This is a genomic window from Nonomuraea sp. NPDC050478, from assembly GCF_044458265.1.
Taxonomy (GTDB): Bacteria; Actinomycetota; Actinomycetes; order Streptosporangiales; family Streptosporangiaceae; genus Nonomuraea; species Nonomuraea ferruginea.
On sequence record NZ_JBITHT010000004.1, the window covers coordinates 748,790 to 766,443 of the forward strand.

Consider the following 17,654-nt stretch of genomic DNA (forward strand, 5'->3'; position numbering starts at 1 on the left):
ATCGGTGACCGGATCCGTCGTGGCACCCGAAGATCCCCGCGGTTAGGGTGTCAGTGCACCATCGCAGCGAACGATTCAGCCTCGGGCGAGACCACCTGGCGAGGACACAACTGGGTCATGCCCCCAAAGGAACCGGAAGAACGTAAACCGTCAGGGAAGGCCGCGCGTCCCACTGATGTGACCACCGAAACCCTCCTGGTCGACAGATCCATGGGGGCGGTGCCGGTCGGGTGGGACGCCGACATGGCCGTGACCGCGCTTTACAGTGCGCATTTTCGGTCATTAGTTCGTCTCGCCGTGTTGCTGGTGCGCGACATGGCAACCGCGGAGGAAGTCGTGCAGGATGCGTTCGTCGCCATCCACGGCGCCTGGCGCAGGTTGCGTGACCCCGACAAGGCGCTCGCCTACCTACGGCAGTCCGTCGTCAACAGGTCCCGGTCCGTGCTGCGCCATCGGGCGGTCGTGGAGAAGTACGCCCCCAAGGGCCTGCCCGACGCGCCGAGCGCGGAGCACGGCGCCATCGGCGAGTTCGAACGGTCCGCGGTCATCGAGGCGTTGCGGGCGCTACCGTCTCGCCAGAGGGAGGCACTGGTCCTTCGTTACTACGGTGATCTGTCCGAAGCCGAGATCGCCCACGCCATGGGCATCAGCAAGGGGGCGGTGAAGAGCCACACGGCACGTGGCATGGCCGCCCTGCGTTCCGTCCTGGAGAAGATGTCATGACCCAGCCCCCCGACGAGTACGGCGAGGTCCTGCGCCGTGCCCTCCGTGCGGAGGCGGACGCGGTCGTGCCCTCGCCGGACGGGCTCGACCTCATCCGTACGAAGATCGAGCGGCGCGGCGCGCGCAACCTCTTCTGGTGGCGGACCGGGGCGGCCGCGGCGAGCGCGGTGCTGGTGGCGGGCACGATCGTGATGGTGGTGCCCGACCTGCGCCAGCGCGTCGTCGAGGCGCCCTATCTCGAGGTGCGCACCACTTCCAGCGCCACCCCGCCGGCGAAGTCCTCGACCAGCCGGCCCGCCTCGCCCAAGTCGACCGTACGGGAGAGCGAGCCTCTGGTCGTACCGCCGCCGACGTCGTCCGAGCCGTCGCAGAAGCAGGAGCCCCGCCCCTCGGAGACGGCCAGATCGACCGCCAAGCCCACGCCCACCCCCACGCCGACCCCCTGCCCGTCGACGGCCGACCAGGCGGAGCAGCCGGCCGACTGCCCTGAGGCCGACGATCCGCCGACGCCTTCGCCGTCCGAGCCGGAGGTGTCACCCACGCCGACGCCCTGCCCGGACGAGGAGTGCTCGACGCTGGACCCGGTGCCGACCATCTCGGACATGCCCAGCCCTCTGATCAGCGCGAACACGTCGTGACTCCCCTTCCCTGACCGCCGCGCACTCCCCCACCCACCCGCGTCACCGGCCCTCCCGGGTGTCACCAGCGTCCCGTACGGGTGAGCAGGACCGCCGCGGCGGCCACCCCCGCGGTCGAGGTGCGCAGCACCGTCGGCCCCAGCAGCACCGGCGTGGCCCCCGCCGCCAGGAACTCCGCCAGTTCAGGCTCCGACACCCCGCCCTCGGGCCCGACCACGACGACGATGTCACCGTCGTCCGGGAGCGCCACCCGCGACAGCGGCGCCGCGGCCTCCTCGTGCAGCACCAGCCCCAGCGCCGCCCCGGCCAGCAGCTTCACCACTCCGGCCGTCGAGACCGGCTCGGTCACCTCGGGCAGATGGAAGCGCCGGGCCTGCTTGCCCGCCTCGCGGGCCGTCGACCGCCAGCGCTGCAGCGCCTTGGCCACCTTGTCGCCCTTCCACTGGGTGATGCTCCGCGAGGCCTGCCAGGGAACGATCACGTCGACACCGGCCTCGGTCATCATCTCGACCGCCAGCTCGCCCCTGTCACCCTTCGGCAGCCCTTGCACGACGACCAGTCTCGGCCTGGGCGGCGCGACCTCGTACCTGCCCCGGACCTCCACCCGCAGCGAGTCCTTGAGCACCTCGCGCACCACGCACTCGGCCACCGACCCCGCCCCGTCGGTGAGATCCACCCGCTCCCCGGGCCGCAACCGCCTGACGGTGGCCGCGTGACGCCCTTCGGGGCCGCCGAGCACCAGCTCGGGGCCGTCGAGCTCGCCCGTCAGGAACACCGGAACCGTCACCAGCCACCTCGGATTCTCCACGTTACGCAACCACACGAACACCCTGCGCAATATCGTGTCCCGTGCAGCCTTCCTGAGATCACTCTACGAGGGGGTCGATGGCCGTCTCTCCCGCTCGCCAACGCGCGCCAGAACCGGGCGGTGTCCGAGAGCACGTGTCGCGGCCGATGCGCGTCAGGACGCGTCTCGTGCTCGTGCTGGCCGTGCCCACACTCCTGCTGATCACCGGGATGGCCGCGGAGGCGGCGGCCCGCCTGCACGCCCGCGCCGACGCCGACGCCACGGCCCGGCACGTGACACTGGTGCTCGCCGTCCAGGATCTCGTCCACGCGCTCCAGCGCGAACGTGCCCTCCTCGCGGCGCTGCTCGCCGGCGAGCCGCGCGTCAGGCCCGATCTCGTCCCCGCCCGCCACGCCACCGACCACGCCCGTTCGGCCCTCTCCCACCTGCTCGCCACCGCCCCTCCCACCGCGTACGGACCAGTACGCGACGCGCTCGCCCGCCTCCCCACCCTCGACCGCCCTCGCACCGGCACCCCGGCCCTCGCCCTGTCCCCCGACGCCCCCGCCACTCCCGGCGGCCCCCTTTCCCGCACCCGGCAGGCGACTCCCACACCGACCGCGCCCCTGGTGGGCCCTTACGGCGCGCTCGTGAGCCCAGGAGCCGCCACCCTGACCACAACCACCGATGGCGTCGCGCCGCCCACGTGGGACATGACCGCTGATGGCGCCGCGAACCCCACCCTCGACAGGACCGCCGAAGGTGCCTCAGACCCCGCCGTGACCCCTACTCAGGACGCGGTGGCCGGTACCGAAGGGACGGGGGTCGCCGGCGTGACTTCCACCCAGGGTTTGACCGGCGAGGCCGAAGGCGTCGGTGCCGAGATCGGTGCGTCCGTTGGTCGGAGGGCGCCGGTGGACAGGGGGCCGAAGGTGCGGCAGGACGTCTTCGAGGCGTTCACCGATGTGATCACGGAGTTGGCCGACGGGTCGTTCGGCACGGAGGTCGGCCGGTCAGACCCGTCGCTGCTGAGACGGTTGCAGGCGCTGGAGGCCATCAGCCGGGCCAAGGAGGCGGCCGCACGGCAACGGGCGGTGGTCACGGCGGCCTTCGCGACGGGCGCGTTCACCCAGGGCGAGTACATCACCTTCCTGGAGGCCCGCGCCTCCATGACCGACGCCCTGGACCGGTACCGCCGAACCGCCGGCCCTCAAGGCGTGGCCGCGCTGGAGCGGACGCAGCGGGGCGCTCCGGCGGCCAGGACGGCGCGGCTGGAACGCCGGGCCATCGCCGCCTCCCCCGGCACGCCCCTGACGGTCCGCACGCGTACCTGGCTCTCGGCCGGCGACGCCTACGCCGACGCCCTGCGCGCCGTGCAGCACGCGGCCGGACGCGAAGCACATGTCCTGGCGACGGCGACCCGCGAACGCCACACCCGGCACCTGACCTGGCTGGCCGGTCTGGGTGCCGCGTTCCTGCTGGTCATGGGGGCGCTGGGGGCGCTCATGGCACGCTCGATCACGCGCCCCCTCCGCAGGCTCACCGGCGAGGCCACCGCCCTGGCGCGCCACATCGCCACCCTGGAGGCCGCGGAGACGCCCCGCCTCGCCGTCCCCGGCACGCCCCCGTCCGGCCTCCACGCCCCGGGGACTCGCCCCGCCCACCTGTGGCGCGCCTACGACGCCTCTTTCCCTCTGCCGTCCGCACGCCTTCCAAGCCTCGGAAATGCCTCGTACGGGAGAGAAACCCGCAGAGCCGGGACTCCAGGCCAGCTGGCGAGCCGCCCGACCTCGGACGCGCACCCGGACCACTCACGCGAAGTCCCAGGCCTCCCATTCCGCGTCAAACACCCACTCAGCGACAGAGCCCACTCACTTCCCAGCAAGCACCCCCTCAGGGTCGAGCCCACGCACGAGAACACAACCCTGGACAAGCACCCTCTGGAGGTCGCGCCGCCGTACGAAAGCACATCCCGCGACAAGCACCTCCAGGGAGGCGAGCCTCCGTACGAGAGCACGTTCCGCCTCGGTGAGGAGCCCGCGCGGGGGACCGCTTCGGGCTTCGGGGGCGCCTCCTATGGTGGGAAGGGCTCGGACAAGGTCAGCGGGGCGATCCGGAGCGGGGGAACCGCTGGGGAGTTCGCGCGGCTGGCAGGGGCGCTGGGTGACATGCATGAGGCGGCGGTGCGGATCGCGGCCGGGCGGGCGGCGATCCGGCGGGACGCGGCCGCGTCGCTGGGCGAGCTGGGGACGCGGCACCGGGATCTGGTGCACCGGCAGCTGACGTTCATCAGCGTGCTGCAGCGCGACGAGTCGGACCCCGCCGTGCTGGCCAGGCTGTGCGAGCTGGACCGCGTGACCAGCCGTCTGCGCAGGAACGCCGAGAGCCTGCTGGTCCTGACCGGCACGCGGGGGCAGCGGCGCTCGTCGGAACCGGTGCCGGTGGACGAGGTGCTCCGGTCGGTGCTGGCCGAGGTCGAGGAGCACCACCGGGTGGCGCTGCGGGTGGTGGGCCGGGCGCACGTGCGGGGTCCGGTGGTGGCGGAGGTGGCGCACATGCTGGCCGAGCTGATGGAGAACGCGCTGGGCTACTCGCCGCCCGAGTCGGAGGTGGACGTGGTGTCACGGGCCGCCGAGGGTGAGTGCCGCGTCACGATCTCCGACTACGGCATGGGCATGACGGCCGGGGAGCTGGCCGCGGCCAACGCCCGGCTGCGGGGCGAGCAGAGCTTCCTGGTGGCGCCGACCCGCTGCCTGGGCCACCACGTGGTGGGCAGGCTGGCCGAGCGGCTGGGCGTGCGGGTGTCGCTGCACCCGTCGCCCGGCCGCGGCGTCACGGCACAGGTGACCCTCCCGGAGGAACTCCTGGCCGTGCAGCCCGCGGAGGCGGTCAACGGGTCCCGGTGACCGGCCGCCCGCCGCCGCGTCCCGTCGTCAGCGGCCGTTGAAGGCGTCGCGGAGACGGGAGAAGAAACCCTGCTGGCCGGGCGCGAACTTGCCCGGCGGCCGCTCCTCGCCGCGCAGCTTGGCCAGCTCGCGCAGCAGCTCCTCCTGCGGGGGGTCGAGGCGGGACGGGGTCTCCACGTTCACGTGGATGAGCAGGTCGCCGCGGCCGGTCTCGTTGAGGCGCTGCACGCCGCGGCCGTACATGGTGATGACCTGACCCGACTGCGTGCCGGGGCGGACGTCGATCTCCTCGGCGCCGTCGAGGGTCTCGACGGTGAGCACGGTGCCGAGCGCGGCGGCCGTCATCGGGATCTGGACGGTGCAGTGGAGGTCGTCGCCGCGCCGCTCGAAGATCTCGTGGGAGCGCTCGACGATCTCCAGGAAGAGGTCGCCGGGCGGGCCGCCGCCGGGGCCGATCTCGCCCTCGCCGGCGAGCTGGATGTGGGTGCCGTCCTCGACGCCCGCGGGGATGCGGACCTTGATCGTGCGGCGGGTGCGGACCCGGCCGTCGCCCGAGCACTCCTGGCACGGGTGGCGGATGATGCTGCCGAAGCCACCGCACTGCGGGCACGGCCGCGTGGTCATGACCTGCCCGAGGAAGGACCGGGTGACCTGGGAGATCTCGCCGCGGCCGTTGCACATGTCGCAGGTGTCGGGGTGGGTGCCGGGCGCCGCGCCGACGCCCTGGCACACCTCGCACAGCACGGCCGTGTCGACCTGGAGCTCCCGGGTGGTGCCGAACGCGGTCTCGCGCAGGTCGAGCTCGACCCGGATCGTCGCGTTGCGGCCGCGGCGGGCGCGCGAGCGCGGGCCGCGGGCGCCGCCCGTGGCGGTGCCGAAGAACGCGTCCATGATGTCGCTGAACGGGAAGCCGGCGCCGAAGCCGCCGCCCGGCGCACCCGCCCCGGCGCCGCCGAACGGGTCGCCGCCCAGGTCGTACATCTGGCGCTTGTTCGGATCGGAGAGCACCTCGTAGGCCTGCGTGATCTCCTTGAACCGCTCCTGCGTGGCGGGGTCAGGGTTCACGTCGGGGTGCAGCTCGCGGGCCAGCCGGCGGTAGGCCTTCTTGATCTCGTCCTGACTGGCGTCACGGCGCACCCCGAGGGCGGCGTAATAGTCGCTGTTTGCCACTTATCGACCTCTTAAGATGCAGCCAGAATCTGGCTGACGTAGCGTGCCACCGCGCGCACGGCGCCCATCGTCACGGGGTAGTCCATCCTGGTGGGGCCCAGAACGCCGAGCCGGGCCAGTTGGTTGTCGCCTTGACCGTATCCCGTCGCGACGATGGACGTGCCCCGCAGTCCGGTGTAGGCGTTCTCCGATCCGATGCGCACGGTGAGGGCGGAAGGTGTGTCTGAGGAAGTCTCGCCGAGCAGGCGCATGAGCACCACCTGCTCTTCCAGCGCTTCGAGCACCTCGCGCAGGCCGACGCTGAGGTCGGCGCCGGCGAGGTTGGCCGCCCCGGCGAACACGATCTTCTCGTCGTGCCGTTCGACGAGCGTCTCCAGCAGGACGGACAGGATCGTGGCCATCGCCGGCCGCTCGTCGACCGGCAGCCGCTCGGGCAGGTCCGAGACCAGCTCGGGCACGCTGCTCAGGCCGCAGCCGTCGAGGCAGTCGTTGAGCACCCCGCGCATGTGGGCGATGCGGTGCTCCTCCACCACCTCGGGCAGCTCGACCATGCGCTGCTCGACGCGGCCCATGTTGGTGATCAGCACCAGCATGACGCGGCGGTCGTGGAGCGGCACCAGCTCGACGTGGCGCACGGTCGAGCGGTTGAGCGTCGGGTACTGCACGACGGCGACCTGGCGGGTGAGCTGCGCGAGCAGCCGCACCGTGCGCATCACCACGTCGTCGAGGTCGACCGCTCCCGCCAGGAACGTCTCGATGGCCCGGCGCTCGGCCCCCGACAGGGGCTTGACCTGGGAGAGCCTGTCGACGAACAGGCGATAGCCCTTGTCCGTCGGCACGCGCCCGGCGCTGGTGTGGGGCTGGGCGATGTAGCCCTGCTCCTCCAGCGCCGCCATGTCGTTTCTCACGGTCGCCGGCGACACCTTCAGATTGTGACGCTCGGCGAGCGCCTTGGAGCCCACCGGTTCGTTGGTCGAAACGTAGTCTTCGACAATGGCGCGTAGCACCGCGAGCTTCCGATCGTCGAGCACGTGCGCACCTCCTACCGCCGCTTTCAGGGAAACGCCAGACCTAGCACTCTGTGTTCCCGAGTGCCAAGTGTACGGGTCTCGCTCACAGGGTGCGATAACACCGTTGTCCCCGCTGCTGGCACGCGTGAACGACAAGCATCACAATTGCCGACATGAACGACAATCCACCCCAGCGGCCTGTTGATCCGCCTTCAGGGCAGGATCCTCCTTTTGGTCAGCCTTATCCCCAGGGTGAACCTTCCCCGTACGCGCCGCCACCCCCACATTCCGGCCCGAACCCGTACGGATCTCAACCCCCCGGCCCCTACGGGCCCCCGCCCCAAGCGGGTCCCGGGCCGTACGGCGGGAGTCCGTACGGTCAGCAGCAGCCCGGCTACGGGTACGGGCAGCAGCCGCAGTTCGGCGGGCCGCAGTACGGGCCGCCGGGAGCACCCTACGGACGCCAGGTGGACCCGAAGGAGCTCCGCCCGCGGCTGCGGTGGATCGCGGTCGCGTGGGGCGTGGCCGTCGCGTGCGTCGTGGCGGGCGTGGTCCTGTTCGTCACCGGCATCGTGAACACCGTCGAGGACATCGCCCCGTCCACGACGTTCGCCGCCGGCGAGACGGTCACGGTCTCGCTCGACCCCGACGACCGACCGTCCGTCTACGTCTCCACCGACGCCCGGGTGAACTACCGCTGCGAGATCTCCGGCGGGCCCGGCCAGGCGCGGCTCGTCAACGCGCCGGGCTCGCAGACGGTCACGGCCGGCAGCCGGACGTGGGAGCAGATCCTGCTGGTCAACGCGCCCGCCGCGGGCGAGTACCAGCTCACCTGCGTCATCCAGGAACAGGGTGACGTGCTGTTCGGCGTGGGCAGGGACGCGCTCTCGGCGGCCGGCGGCATCGTGGGAGGACTGGCGGCGCTGCTGCTCATCCCCGGCGTGGGCGTGCTCGGCGCGATCATCGTGACGGTGGTCGTCCTGATGCGGCGGAGCGGCCATCGCAAGCGCCTCGCGACGGCCGGGTGATTTGCTACGGTCCCCGTGTGTACGACGGCGATGTTCTAGCGGGAAACTGGCGGCGTCCCGGCAAAGGGAAGATCCCCCAAGTGGCCGCCGAACCGGACCTGGTCGTGGAGGACGCCGACAGCGGCTTCTGCGGCGCGGTGGTGGCCTGCGACAAGGAGGCGGTGACGCTGGAGGACCGCTTCGGCAAGCGGCGGCTGTTCCCGCTGGCGCCCGCCGCTTTCCTGCTGGAAGGGCGGGTCGTGACGCTGGTGCGGCCGCAGGCCGCCGCCGCCCCGCGGGGTCACAGGCGCAGCGCCTCAGGCTCGATCGCGGTCGAGGGGCTGCGGGCCAGGGTCGCGAGGGAGAGCCGCATCTACGTCGAAGGCGTGCACGACGCGGCGCTGGTGGAGAAGATCTGGGGTCACGACCTGCGGGTCGAGGGCGTGGTCGTGGAGTACCTGGAAGGCGTCGACGACCTGCCCGCGATCGTCGGCGAGTTCGGCCCCGAGCCGGGGCGCCGGCTGGGAGTGCTGGTCGACCACCTGGTGCCGGGCTCCAAGGAGAGCCGCATCGCGGCCCAGGTGACCTCGCCTCACGTCCTCGTGGTGGGCCACCCGTACGTCGACATCTGGCAGGCGGTCAAGCCGTCCGCGCTGGGCATCCGGGCCTGGCCCGAGGTGCCGCGCGGGGTTCCGTGGAAGGAGGGCGTGATCGCCGCCCTGGGCTGGCGGATGGAGCCGGCCGACGCGTGGCGGCGCATTCTGGGCGCCGTCTCGACCTACGCCGACCTGGAGCCGGAACTGCTCGGCCGGGTCGAGGAACTGATCGACTTCGTTACGGAGGCATCGTGAGCCAGGATCCGCACCCACCGCCGTCCGACGAGGACGCGACCTGCCGCATCCCCACCGACAGCCCTCCGCAGGGCTACGGCCCGCAACCCGGTTCCGAGCCCGGGTACAGCTACGGCCAGCAGCCCGGCTCCGAGCCCGGCTACGGGTACGGACAGCAGCCCGGCCACGGCTACGGACAGCAGCCCGGCCACGGGTACGGACAGCAACCTGGTTACGGCTACGGGCAGCAACCTGGTTACGGCTACGGGCAGCAGCCACAGCCGCCGTACGGTCACCAGCAGCCTCCGTACGGTTACGCCGCCCCCCACCGGCAGCCCCCGCACGTCCCCGGCAGGTACGGCCCGCGCCCGGGCACCGACGACACCACCATGGCCATGGTCTCCCACCTGCTGGGCCTGCTGGTCTCCTGGGTCGGCCCGCTGATCGTCTACCTGATGAAGAAGGACGAGTCCCCGTACGTCAGGGACCAGTCGGCGGAGGCGCTGAACTTCCAGATCACCATGTTCATCGGCTTCATCGTCGCCGCCCTCTTCTCGATCATCCTGATCGGCCTCCTGCTGCTGCCGATCGTCTGGATCATCGCGCTGATCTTCCAGATCCAGGCCGCCATCGCGGCGCAGCGGGGCCAGAACTACCGCTACCCGATCAACATCCGCCTCATCACGTGAGCAGGTCGCGGACCAGCGCGTCCGCCAGCAGCCGGCCGCGCAGGGTGAGCACCATGCGCCCGGCCTTGAACGCCTCCGGCTCCAGCAGCCCGCCGGCCAGCGCCGCGGCGACCTTGGGGCGCGCGCCGGGCGCCACGTCGGCCAGCGGGTAGCCGGAGTCGAGCCGCAGCTCCAGCATGAGCCGCTCGGTCTCGCGGTCCTCGGCGGTCAGTTCCTCGCGGGCGTGCGCGGGCGAGTGGCCGGCGGCCAGGCGCTGGGCGTACGGGGCCGGATGCTTGACGTTCCACCACCGGGTGCCGCCGACGTGGCTGTGGGCGCCGGGGCCGACGGCCCACCAGTCGCCGCCGGTCCAGTAGAGCAGGTTGTGGCGGCAGCGGGCGGCGTCGCCGGTGGCCCAGTTGGACACCTCGTACCAGCGGAGCCCCGCCTCGGCCAGCATCTGGTCGGCGATGAGGTAGCGGTCGGCGGCCACGTCGTCGTCGGGCATCGGCAGCTCGCCGCGCCGGATCCGGGCGGCGAGACGGGTGCCGTCCTCGACGATGAGGGAGTAGGCCGAGACGTGGTCGGGCCCGGCCTCGACGGCGGCGGCCAGGGAGGCGCGCCAGTCGTCGTCGGTCTCGCCGGGAGTGCTGTAGATCAGGTCGAGGTTGACGTGCTCGAACCCGGCCTTCCTGGCCTCCAGCACGGCCTGGCCGGCCCTGCCTGGGGTGTGTTGCCGGTCGAGCACCCGCAGGACGTGCTCGCGGGCGCTCTGCATGCCGAAGCTGACCCGGGTGAAGCCGCGCTCGCGCAGCTCTTCGAGGTAGCGCGGGTCGACGGACTCGGGGTTGGCCTCGGTCGTCACCTCGGCGCCTGGCGCGAGGCCGAACTCGGCGTCGATGGCCGCGAGGATCCTGCCCAGGTCGCGGGCGGGAAGCAGGGTCGGGGTGCCGCCGCCGAAGAACACCGTCTCGACCGGCAGCCGGGCCTCGCCGAGCACCCGCCGCGCGAGCCCTACCTCCGCTATCGCGGTGTCGGCGTAGTCGCCGTGTGAGGCGCCGGGGCCGAGCTCGGCGGCGGTGTAGGTGTTGAAGTCGCAGTAGCCGCAGCGCGTCACGCAGAACGGGACGTGCACGTAGAAGCCGAACGGCCGCTCGCCGAGGCCGCGCAGCGCGCTCTCGGGCAGCTCGCCGGAGGCGGGCGCGGGATCTCCGTCAGGCAGCGTGGAAGGCACGTCTCCAGTCTGCCCGGTCCCATTGACTGCCCGATCCAGGAGATCTACGATCCGGGACAACTTATAGGAAAGTTTCCTATAAGTCAGGAGGCGCACCCCGTGAAGAAGAGCATCCTCATCGCCCTCTCCGTCTTACTGTCCCTGACCGTGACCGCGCTGCCCGCCGAGGCCGGAGGCGACCGTTTCAAGCGGGTCGCGTACTTCGTCCAGTGGGGCGTCTACGGGCGCGACTACCACGTCAAGGACGTCGACACCAGCGGCGCCGCAGCCAAGCTCACCCACGTCAACTACGCCTTCGGCTTCGTCGACGCCGCCGGTGACTGCTACTCCCCCGACCCGTGGGCCGACTGGCAGCGGCCGGTGCCGGCCGAGCAGAGCGTGGACGGCGTCGCCGACGCGCCCGGCCAGGCCCTGAACGGCAACCTCAACCAGCTCCGCAAGCTCAAGGCCAAGCACCCCCGGCTGAAGGCGCTCATCTCGCTGGGCGGCTGGACCGGCTCGAAGCACTTCTCCGACGCCGTGCTCACTCCCGAGTCGCGCGCCAGGCTGGCCGCCTCCTGCATCGACCTGTGGCTGCGCGGCAACCTGCCCGGCCTGGAGCCCGGCGCGGGCGCGGGCGTGTTCGACGGCATCGACCTCGACTGGGAGTGGCCGGGCTCGTCCGGCGCCGAGGGCAACGTGATCAGGCCGGAGGACAGGCGGAACTTCACCCTGTTCCTGGAGGAACTGCGCGCCCAGCTCGACGCGTACTCCAGCGACGCCGAGCTGAGCGCCTTCCTCCCCGCCGCCGCCGCGAAGATCGACGCCGGTTTCGAGGTGCGGCGGGTGTTCGACCTGCTCGACTTCGCCACCGTCCAGGGCTACGACCTGCGCGGCAACTGGGAGCTCCGGACGGGCCACCAGGGCAACCTGTTCACCGACGGGCGCGACCCGAACGAGGTCCGCTACAGCGTCGACCAGACCGTCCGCGACTACCTGCGGCGCGGCGCCCCGGCCCGCAAGCTCGTGATCGGCGTCCCCGCGTACGGGCAGGGCTGGACCGGCGTCACCGGCGGCGGGAAGGGCCTCTACAAGGCGGCCACCGGCCCCGCCCCCGGCAAGTGGGCCGCCGGCGTCGAGGACTACAAGGACCTCGTGACCAAGCCGGGCAAGCGCCACCGCGACCTGCTCACGGGCACGCTCTGGATGTACGACGGCAACGAGTTCTGGTCGTACGACGACCCGGCGGTGATGCTGCAGAAGGCCGCGTACATCAGGCTCAAGGGGCTGGGCGGCGCCATGCTGTGGTCCATCGACCAGGACGACTCCCGCGCCTCGCTCACCACGGCGCTGCACAAGGTCCTGAGGTGACCTCCCCGCGTTGATCCCCCGCGTGGGCGCGCTCGCGCCCACGCGGGAGGTCCCGCGAAGCTACGAGGGCACGCCCAGGACGCGCTCGGCCACCCGGTCCCATCGCTCGTCGTATCCGGGGACCTCCAGGATGCGGCGCAGGAGCTTCTCGTCGCCGTGGTAGGCCAGGAAGGACTCGGCCACGGTCACGCTCGCCGCCGGCCGGTGGAGCACCTCCACCTCGTCGCCCACGCCCAGCTCGCCCAGCTCCAGCACCCTGAGGTACGCGCCGGGCCGGGCGGCCTCGGTGAAGCGCTTGACCCAGCGGGGCTCGTCCAGCCAGTTGCGGAAGACCACGCACGGAACCCGCGGGGCCGCCACCTCCAGGAGCGTGCTGCCGATCCGCCAGCGCTCCCCGATCAGCGCGCCGTTGACGTCCAGCCCCGAGGTCGTGAGGTTCTCGCCGAACCTGCCGTCACGCAGCTCGCGGCCCAGCTCCCGCTCCCACCAGTCGTAGTCTTCCCTGGCGTAGGCGTAGACGGCCTGGCCGGGGGATCCGTGGCTGGGTTTGTCGGCGCGCTCGTCACCGGCCAGGCCGTTGGCCAGGACCGCCACCCGGTGGGTCACCGGCCGCTTGTCGATGGCCGTGCGCTTCAGCTTCCCGGCCCAGTCAGCGTCGACAGCTTGCCCGATATTTACCGATATAACACGCATACGGGGGACGGTATCGGAGCCTCCTTGCCTTGAGCGATGAAGTACCAGGCCAGACAGGTGACCATCTCCGCCACGTCAGGCCCGGTCGTCGGCGAGGTCTAACAAGGTTTCCAGGGCGGCCTGGCGCGCCTCCTCCACGGACGCGCCCCGCTCCCCGAAGCACTCGGCCGCCACGTCGAGCAGCGCCGTCACCACGGCGGCGTCGGGATAGGGCACGTCGACCACGACCTTGCCGTCATCGCCCAGCACCGCCGGCCTCATGTGGGCCCGCAGCAACCGCCGCGTCTCCTCCGCCACGGCGACCCCCAGCACAGCGGCACGCTCCATGCGCTCAGCAGCCATCATCTCACCCTCCAGTCGCACAGGTGTTCGGATGCCCAGGCTAACGGGACCCACCGACAAAACCCCGGCCTCCCGGCGGATGCCCGAGAAGCGGGTCACTTCTGAACCGCGCGCCGAAGGTGATCGTCTCAGGGGCATGAGAAGAAGCTGGGCCGCGGCCTCGGCACTGGTGCTCGCCGCGTGCGGCGGCACGGGGGTTGACCAAGCGGGCAGGACCACGCCGACGACCGCGCCTCCAGGGGCCACATCGGCCACCCGACCACCGCGACCAGCCTGGCCACGTGACCAGCCCCGCCACACCGACCACCGCGACCAGCGCGACCAGCGCGGCCACCGCAACCAGCCCCAGCCACAACGACCACCACGACGAGCCTGGCCACTGTGAGCAGCCAGGCCACCACTGCCACGGCCACGGCCGACCGACCCGCCGCTGAACCGGCCGCTCCCGGCCGTCCTGTCGCGCAGTGGCTGCGGGTGGGCGGGCTGGCCGCACCCGGCCTCGGCGCCGTCCGCCCTCCGACGCTGGTGGTCTACGCCGACGGCCGGGCCATCGCCGGCGCGGCCCACGAGCTCCACCTGCCGCCCGCCGAGGTGGAAGCCCTGGTCAAGGCCCTGGATCAGGAGCTGGCCGGGCAACCCGCCACCGCCTCGCCCCGGCCCGGCTCGCCGACGTTCCACGACGCGCCCACGACGATCCTCGGCGTGGACGGCGGCGACGGGATGCGGGAGGTGCACGTGCCGTACCTGGAGCACGCCGCGACCCGCTACGACGCCGCGCTCGTCACCGCCCGCGACCGTCTCTCCCATCTCGCGGGCCGCGTCACCGCGCGGGGCCGGGCCTACTCCACCGATCGCGTACGTCTGTCCGCCGAGCGGCTCGCCTCCCCCGGGACGACCGCGGAACCCCTGCCGGAGGGCGTACCCCTGCCACCCGATACGACCTCGGCCCGGAAGGACTACAAGGGCCACAAGGCGACTGCCATCACCCGGCTGATACCGGGCGACGGATCATGGCACGTCTACCGCCTGCCGACCGGCGGGCATCTCGCGCTGTCGTGGCGCTACCTGCTCCCCCACGAGTGAGAGAACCCGTCGACTTCGAAAGCGTCGCCCGATTCGCCAGGCAATCGCTAGCAATCGATGGAGAGCGTGGACACACAGCGGCTGCAGGCTGGGCTGCGCCTGGTCGCACGCGGCCAGGAAGAGGTCGCGGCGGCGCTCGGCGAGCACGACCCGGCGAGCGAGGACGAGCGGACGGCCCGGGTGATCCAGGAGTGGGGGTTGCCGCGGGCTCACCCAGGAGGCCTCAGAGCTTTTCCAGCGCCACGGGTTCGCCCCCCAGATCACCGAGGGCTGGACACGCGGCGACTGGGTCGAGATCGGCGACGACGGCCTGCGCTACCTCACCGGCAAGTCGCACCGCTGGCTGGAGGAACGGCGACGAGCTTCTCCGTACGCAGCTACGAGATCGACGCGCAGGGCCACCTCGACAACGCAGTACGGCGACCACGCCCGCTGAGAGCTGCTGCGCGCGGCCGGGATCGGGGCGGACGACCTGCGGAGCGGCGTCGGCCCCGTCACGCTGGAGAACACCATCCGCTACCTCCGCTCGGGCGACGAAGTGGACGTGACGTGCGCGTTCGAGTGGAGTGAGGGCAGGACCTTCCGGGTGCGGCAGGAGTTCCCGCGCCCCGCCGGAGAGCTGGCCGCCGAGCTGACGGGCGTCGGCGGGCTGCTCGACCTGCGCGCGGCGGCTGCTCGACCTGCGCGCGCGACGGCTGGTCGACGATCCGAAGGCCCGCCGGCGGCCTCACCCGAGCTGCTGGGTCTCTGACCGGATGCCCCGGACACGCGCGACGATGGCTAGGCTCGGGATGTGGACGACAAGATCATCAAGGTTCGCGGCGTCACGGTCGAGCTAGAAGGCGTTCCCGTGCTGCGAGACCTGAGCCTGGCGGTCGCGCGCGGCGAGGTGGTGGCCGTCGTCGGCCCCAACGGGTCGGGGAAGTCGACGCTGCTGCGCTCCCTGGCCGGGCTGGTGCCGGTGTCCGCCGGATCGGTCGAGGTGTTCGGCGCGCCTCCAGTCGACGGGCCCGTCTTCTGGCGCCGGGTGGCGTGGGCGGCCGACGAACCGGCGTGGTACCCGGGGTTGACCACGCGCGAGCACCTGGAGCTGATGCGGGCCGTCCACGGCGAACCCCGGCTGGAGGTCGAGGAGACGCTGGAGCTGTTCGGGCTGTCCGCGCGGGCCGACGCGCCTCCGCTCAACCTGTCCACCGGCCAGCGCCAGCGCCTCGCCCTGGCCGCCGCCCTGATCAGACCCAGCGAGCTCCTCCTGCTCGACGAGCCCGAGCGCGGCCTCGACGCCGCCTTCCGCGAGCGGCTCGGCGCCCTTCTCGCCGGCTACGCCGCCGCCGGCGGCACCGTCGTGGCGGCCACCCACGACGCCGCCCTCGCCACCGGCGCCCGCCAGGTCTTCCCGGGCAACCAGCTCACCTCCTGACCGCCGTCCGATCATCGAGAAGGAACCATGAACGACGCCACCGACGCCCGCCTCGCACGCGCGTTCGTCCGCTCACGGCAGCGCCGGCCGGTCAGCCTGCTCGACCGCTACGTCTCCGTCTTCATGCTGGCCATCGCCGTGGCCGTCTTCGGCAACCCGGTGACCACGGCCGTGACGGGGCTCGCCGGGCAGGTGGACGCGGCCCGGATGGGGCCGGGGGTGGCGCTGGTGATGCTGGCGCTGGCCGGATTCCTGGCCCTGGGACGGGCGGCGGGCCCGGTGGTGCTGCCGGCCGCCGACGCCTCGTGGCTGCTGCTGTCGGGCGTCGGCCGCCGAGGGCTGCTCGGGCGGCCCGTCCGGATCCTCGCGGTGATCACGCTCGCGGCCGGGGCGCTGTTCGGGCTGGCGTTGCTCACCGCGCTGGGGGCTCCCGACCAGCTCGTCTGGCGGCTGCTCGCGGCGGTGGTGCTGGGGATGTCGGCGAGCGCCGGCGGGATGGCCCTGGCCGTGCTCGGCCAGGGATCGCAGGCGTGGCAGACGTGGTCGACGGTCGCGCTGGTGGCGGTGCTGGCGGTGGCGGTGGCCGCGGCCATCGGACCGGCGCGCGAACCGCTCGCCGCCGTCGCCGCCGCGCCGGCGCAGGCCCTCGGAGCCGCCGCGGCGGGCGCGCTGGCGGCGGCCGCCCTTCTGGTACGTCATGCGTGGACGGCGCTCGACCGGATACCGGCGGGCACGTTGATGGGCGCGGCGACGAGGGCACGCCATCTGACCACGGCGGCGACGCACCTGGATCCCGGCGCGCTCACCTGGGCGGCCGAGGACGACCACTGGCGGGGCAGGCGGCTGCGTTCCCGGCGCTGGCCGTCGCTGCCGGCCCCGCTCGCGCTGGCCTGGCAGGACTGGCGCCGGGTGGCGCGCCGCCCCGGCCGCCTGGCCCTGATGGCGGCCACCACCACCCTCCCCGCCCTCCTCACCCAAGCCACCGGCGCCGCCCCCACCAACCTTGGCCGCGGATCAGCCGCAGAAAGCCTCACGGGGATGCCGGACGCAGGAAGTCTCGCAAGCACCGCAGGCGGGCAGAGCGCAGAAAACCTCGCGGGGATCGCAGGCGGGCCAACCGCAGAGAACCTCACGGGCATCGCAAGCGGGCCAACCGCAGAGAACCTCACGGGCATCGCAAGCGGGCCAACCGCAGAGAACCTCACGGGCATCGCAAGCGGGGCCGTTGCCGGTGGTGGGGGGCCGATGGAGGGGGTCGGTGCGCTGGTGGGCGGGCTGGCGCCGGCCGCGTTGCTCATCGGCGGGGCGCTGGCCGTGGCGGCGAGCGCGGTGGCCGGGGCGCGGCGGGACGCCGACAATCCGGCGCTGGCCAGGCTGGCCGCCGTCGGCACGCGCGCGGCCCTGCTGGCCCGCGCGCTGCTGCCGGCGCTGCTCGCCGCCGCCTGGATGGCCGCCGCGCTCGGCTGGCTGGCGGCGGCCGGGGCCGTCGCGGGCCCCTGGTGGGCGTTCGGACCACTGGCCGCGCCCGCCCTGGCGGCGGGCGCGCTCCGGATGGCCCGCAGGCCGCCCGTGGACCACTCGCTGCCGCTGATCGACACCCCGGCGGGCGCCATCCCGACGGGCCCGGTGTTCTGGGCGGCCACCGGCCCGGACCTGGCCCTGCTGGGCAGCCTCCCGACGCTCGCCGCGCTGGTCACACAGCCCGCGGACCCGTCTGGCTACCTGGCCGCCCAAGCCGTCACCGGCCTGGGCGCGCTCGCCGCGTACGCGTACCGGCAGAAGGCTCGATAAGC

The 17,654-nt window shown here is 72.7% G+C and carries 17 protein-coding genes; 11 read left to right on the forward strand and 6 right to left on the reverse strand.

Annotated elements, in window-relative coordinates; genetic code table 11:
• Positions 1-210: 210 nt before the first annotated feature.
• Together ACIBF7_RS23430 and ACIBF7_RS23435 are read left to right on the forward strand one after the other, a co-directional pair.
• On the forward strand, positions 211-723 hold the full coding sequence (locus tag ACIBF7_RS23430; RefSeq protein ID WP_148034834.1) for a SigE family RNA polymerase sigma factor: 513 nt from the start codon (positions 211-213) through the stop codon (positions 721-723).
• Entirely contained in the window at positions 720-1,361 is a 642-nt protein-coding gene (locus ACIBF7_RS23435; RefSeq protein ID WP_397198149.1) for a hypothetical protein, read from the forward strand. The genes ACIBF7_RS23430 and ACIBF7_RS23435 overlap by 4 nt, the downstream gene beginning before the upstream one ends.
• A 61-nt stretch (positions 1,362-1,422) precedes the next feature.
• On the opposite strand, the gene ACIBF7_RS23440 is transcribed toward ACIBF7_RS23435, so the two are convergent.
• Entirely contained in the window at positions 1,423-2,148 is a 726-nt protein-coding gene (locus ACIBF7_RS23440) for a 16S rRNA (uracil(1498)-N(3))-methyltransferase (RefSeq protein ID WP_271279863.1), read from the reverse strand.
• 167 nt (positions 2,149-2,315) lie between these two features.
• Here ACIBF7_RS23440 and ACIBF7_RS23445 point away from each other — a divergent pair, with 167 nt between their 5' ends.
• A complete protein-coding gene (locus ACIBF7_RS23445) occupies positions 2,316-5,054 on the forward strand; it encodes a nitrate- and nitrite sensing domain-containing protein (RefSeq protein ID WP_397198150.1) in 2,739 nt (912 codons plus the stop codon).
• A 27-nt stretch (positions 5,055-5,081) separates the two neighbouring features.
• Here ACIBF7_RS23445 and dnaJ read toward each other — a convergent pair whose 3' ends face one another.
• Entirely contained in the window at positions 5,082-6,224 is a 1,143-nt protein-coding gene (gene dnaJ / locus ACIBF7_RS23450; RefSeq protein ID WP_148033490.1) for a molecular chaperone DnaJ, read from the reverse strand.
• An 11-nt stretch (positions 6,225-6,235) separates the two neighbouring features.
• Complete coding sequence (gene hrcA, locus ACIBF7_RS23455; protein WP_148033491.1) at positions 6,236-7,255, reverse strand: heat-inducible transcriptional repressor HrcA; 1,020 nt, start codon at positions 7,253-7,255, stop codon at positions 6,236-6,238.
• Positions 7,256-7,701: 446 nt separating this feature from the next.
• Between hrcA and ACIBF7_RS23460 the strand changes: the two genes are divergently transcribed.
• From ACIBF7_RS23460 to ACIBF7_RS23470, 3 genes are read left to right on the forward strand one after another with little or no spacing between them, the layout of a single operon-like run.
• Positions 7,702-8,262 carry a hypothetical protein gene (locus ACIBF7_RS23460; RefSeq protein ID WP_261808756.1) on the forward strand — a complete coding sequence of 187 codons (561 nt, stop codon included), beginning with the start codon at positions 7,702-7,704 and terminating at the stop codon, positions 8,260-8,262.
• A 17-nt stretch (positions 8,263-8,279) separates the two neighbouring features.
• Positions 8,280-9,092 carry a DUF3097 domain-containing protein gene (locus tag ACIBF7_RS23465; protein ID WP_148033492.1) on the forward strand — a complete coding sequence of 271 codons (813 nt, stop codon included), beginning with the start codon at positions 8,280-8,282 and terminating at the stop codon, positions 9,090-9,092.
• Positions 9,089-9,760, forward strand: a complete 672-nt coding sequence (locus tag ACIBF7_RS23470) for a DUF4870 domain-containing protein (protein ID WP_397198151.1) — start codon at positions 9,089-9,091, stop codon at positions 9,758-9,760. The genes ACIBF7_RS23465 and ACIBF7_RS23470 overlap by 4 nt, the downstream gene beginning before the upstream one ends.
• Here the strand turns inward: ACIBF7_RS23470 and hemW are convergent.
• Positions 9,753-10,973: a radical SAM family heme chaperone HemW gene (hemW, locus tag ACIBF7_RS23475; RefSeq protein ID WP_397198152.1), complete on the reverse strand. Its 1,221-nt coding sequence runs from the start codon at positions 10,971-10,973 to the stop codon at positions 9,753-9,755. The genes ACIBF7_RS23470 and hemW overlap by 8 nt on opposite strands.
• A gap of 99 nt (positions 10,974-11,072) precedes the next feature.
• Between hemW and ACIBF7_RS23480 the strand changes: the two genes are divergently transcribed.
• Positions 11,073-12,323: a glycoside hydrolase family 18 protein gene (locus tag ACIBF7_RS23480; protein ID WP_271280098.1), complete on the forward strand. Its 1,251-nt coding sequence runs from the start codon at positions 11,073-11,075 to the stop codon at positions 12,321-12,323.
• Between the two features lie 60 nt (positions 12,324-12,383).
• Here the strand turns inward: ACIBF7_RS23480 and ACIBF7_RS23485 are convergent, their stop codons facing one another.
• Positions 12,384-13,016, reverse strand: a complete 633-nt coding sequence (locus ACIBF7_RS23485; RefSeq protein ID WP_271280097.1) for an MOSC domain-containing protein — start codon at positions 13,014-13,016, stop codon at positions 12,384-12,386.
• Between the two features lie 75 nt (positions 13,017-13,091).
• Positions 13,092-13,361, reverse strand: coding sequence for a hypothetical protein (locus tag ACIBF7_RS23490; protein ID WP_271280096.1), 270 nt, complete (start codon positions 13,359-13,361; stop codon positions 13,092-13,094).
• Positions 13,362-13,739: 378 nt separating this feature from the next.
• On the opposite strand from ACIBF7_RS23490, the gene ACIBF7_RS23495 reads away from it, so the two are divergent.
• From ACIBF7_RS23495 to ACIBF7_RS23510, 4 genes are all read left to right on the forward strand, one after another.
• On the forward strand, positions 13,740-14,441 hold the full coding sequence (locus ACIBF7_RS23495; RefSeq protein WP_271280095.1) for a hypothetical protein: 702 nt from the start codon (positions 13,740-13,742) through the stop codon (positions 14,439-14,441).
• Positions 14,442-14,940: 499 nt separating this feature from the next.
• Positions 14,941-15,192 carry a hypothetical protein gene (locus ACIBF7_RS23500; protein ID WP_378583870.1) on the forward strand — a complete coding sequence of 84 codons (252 nt, stop codon included), beginning with the start codon at positions 14,941-14,943 and terminating at the stop codon, positions 15,190-15,192.
• 42 nt (positions 15,193-15,234) lie between these two features.
• Complete coding sequence (gene ccmA, locus ACIBF7_RS23505; RefSeq protein WP_397198153.1) at positions 15,235-15,861, forward strand: heme ABC exporter ATP-binding protein CcmA; 627 nt, start codon at positions 15,235-15,237, stop codon at positions 15,859-15,861.
• 27 nt (positions 15,862-15,888) lie between these two features.
• Entirely contained in the window at positions 15,889-17,652 is a 1,764-nt protein-coding gene (locus tag ACIBF7_RS23510; RefSeq protein ID WP_345482928.1) for a DUF6297 family protein, read from the forward strand.
• Positions 17,653-17,654: the final 2 nt, after the last annotated feature.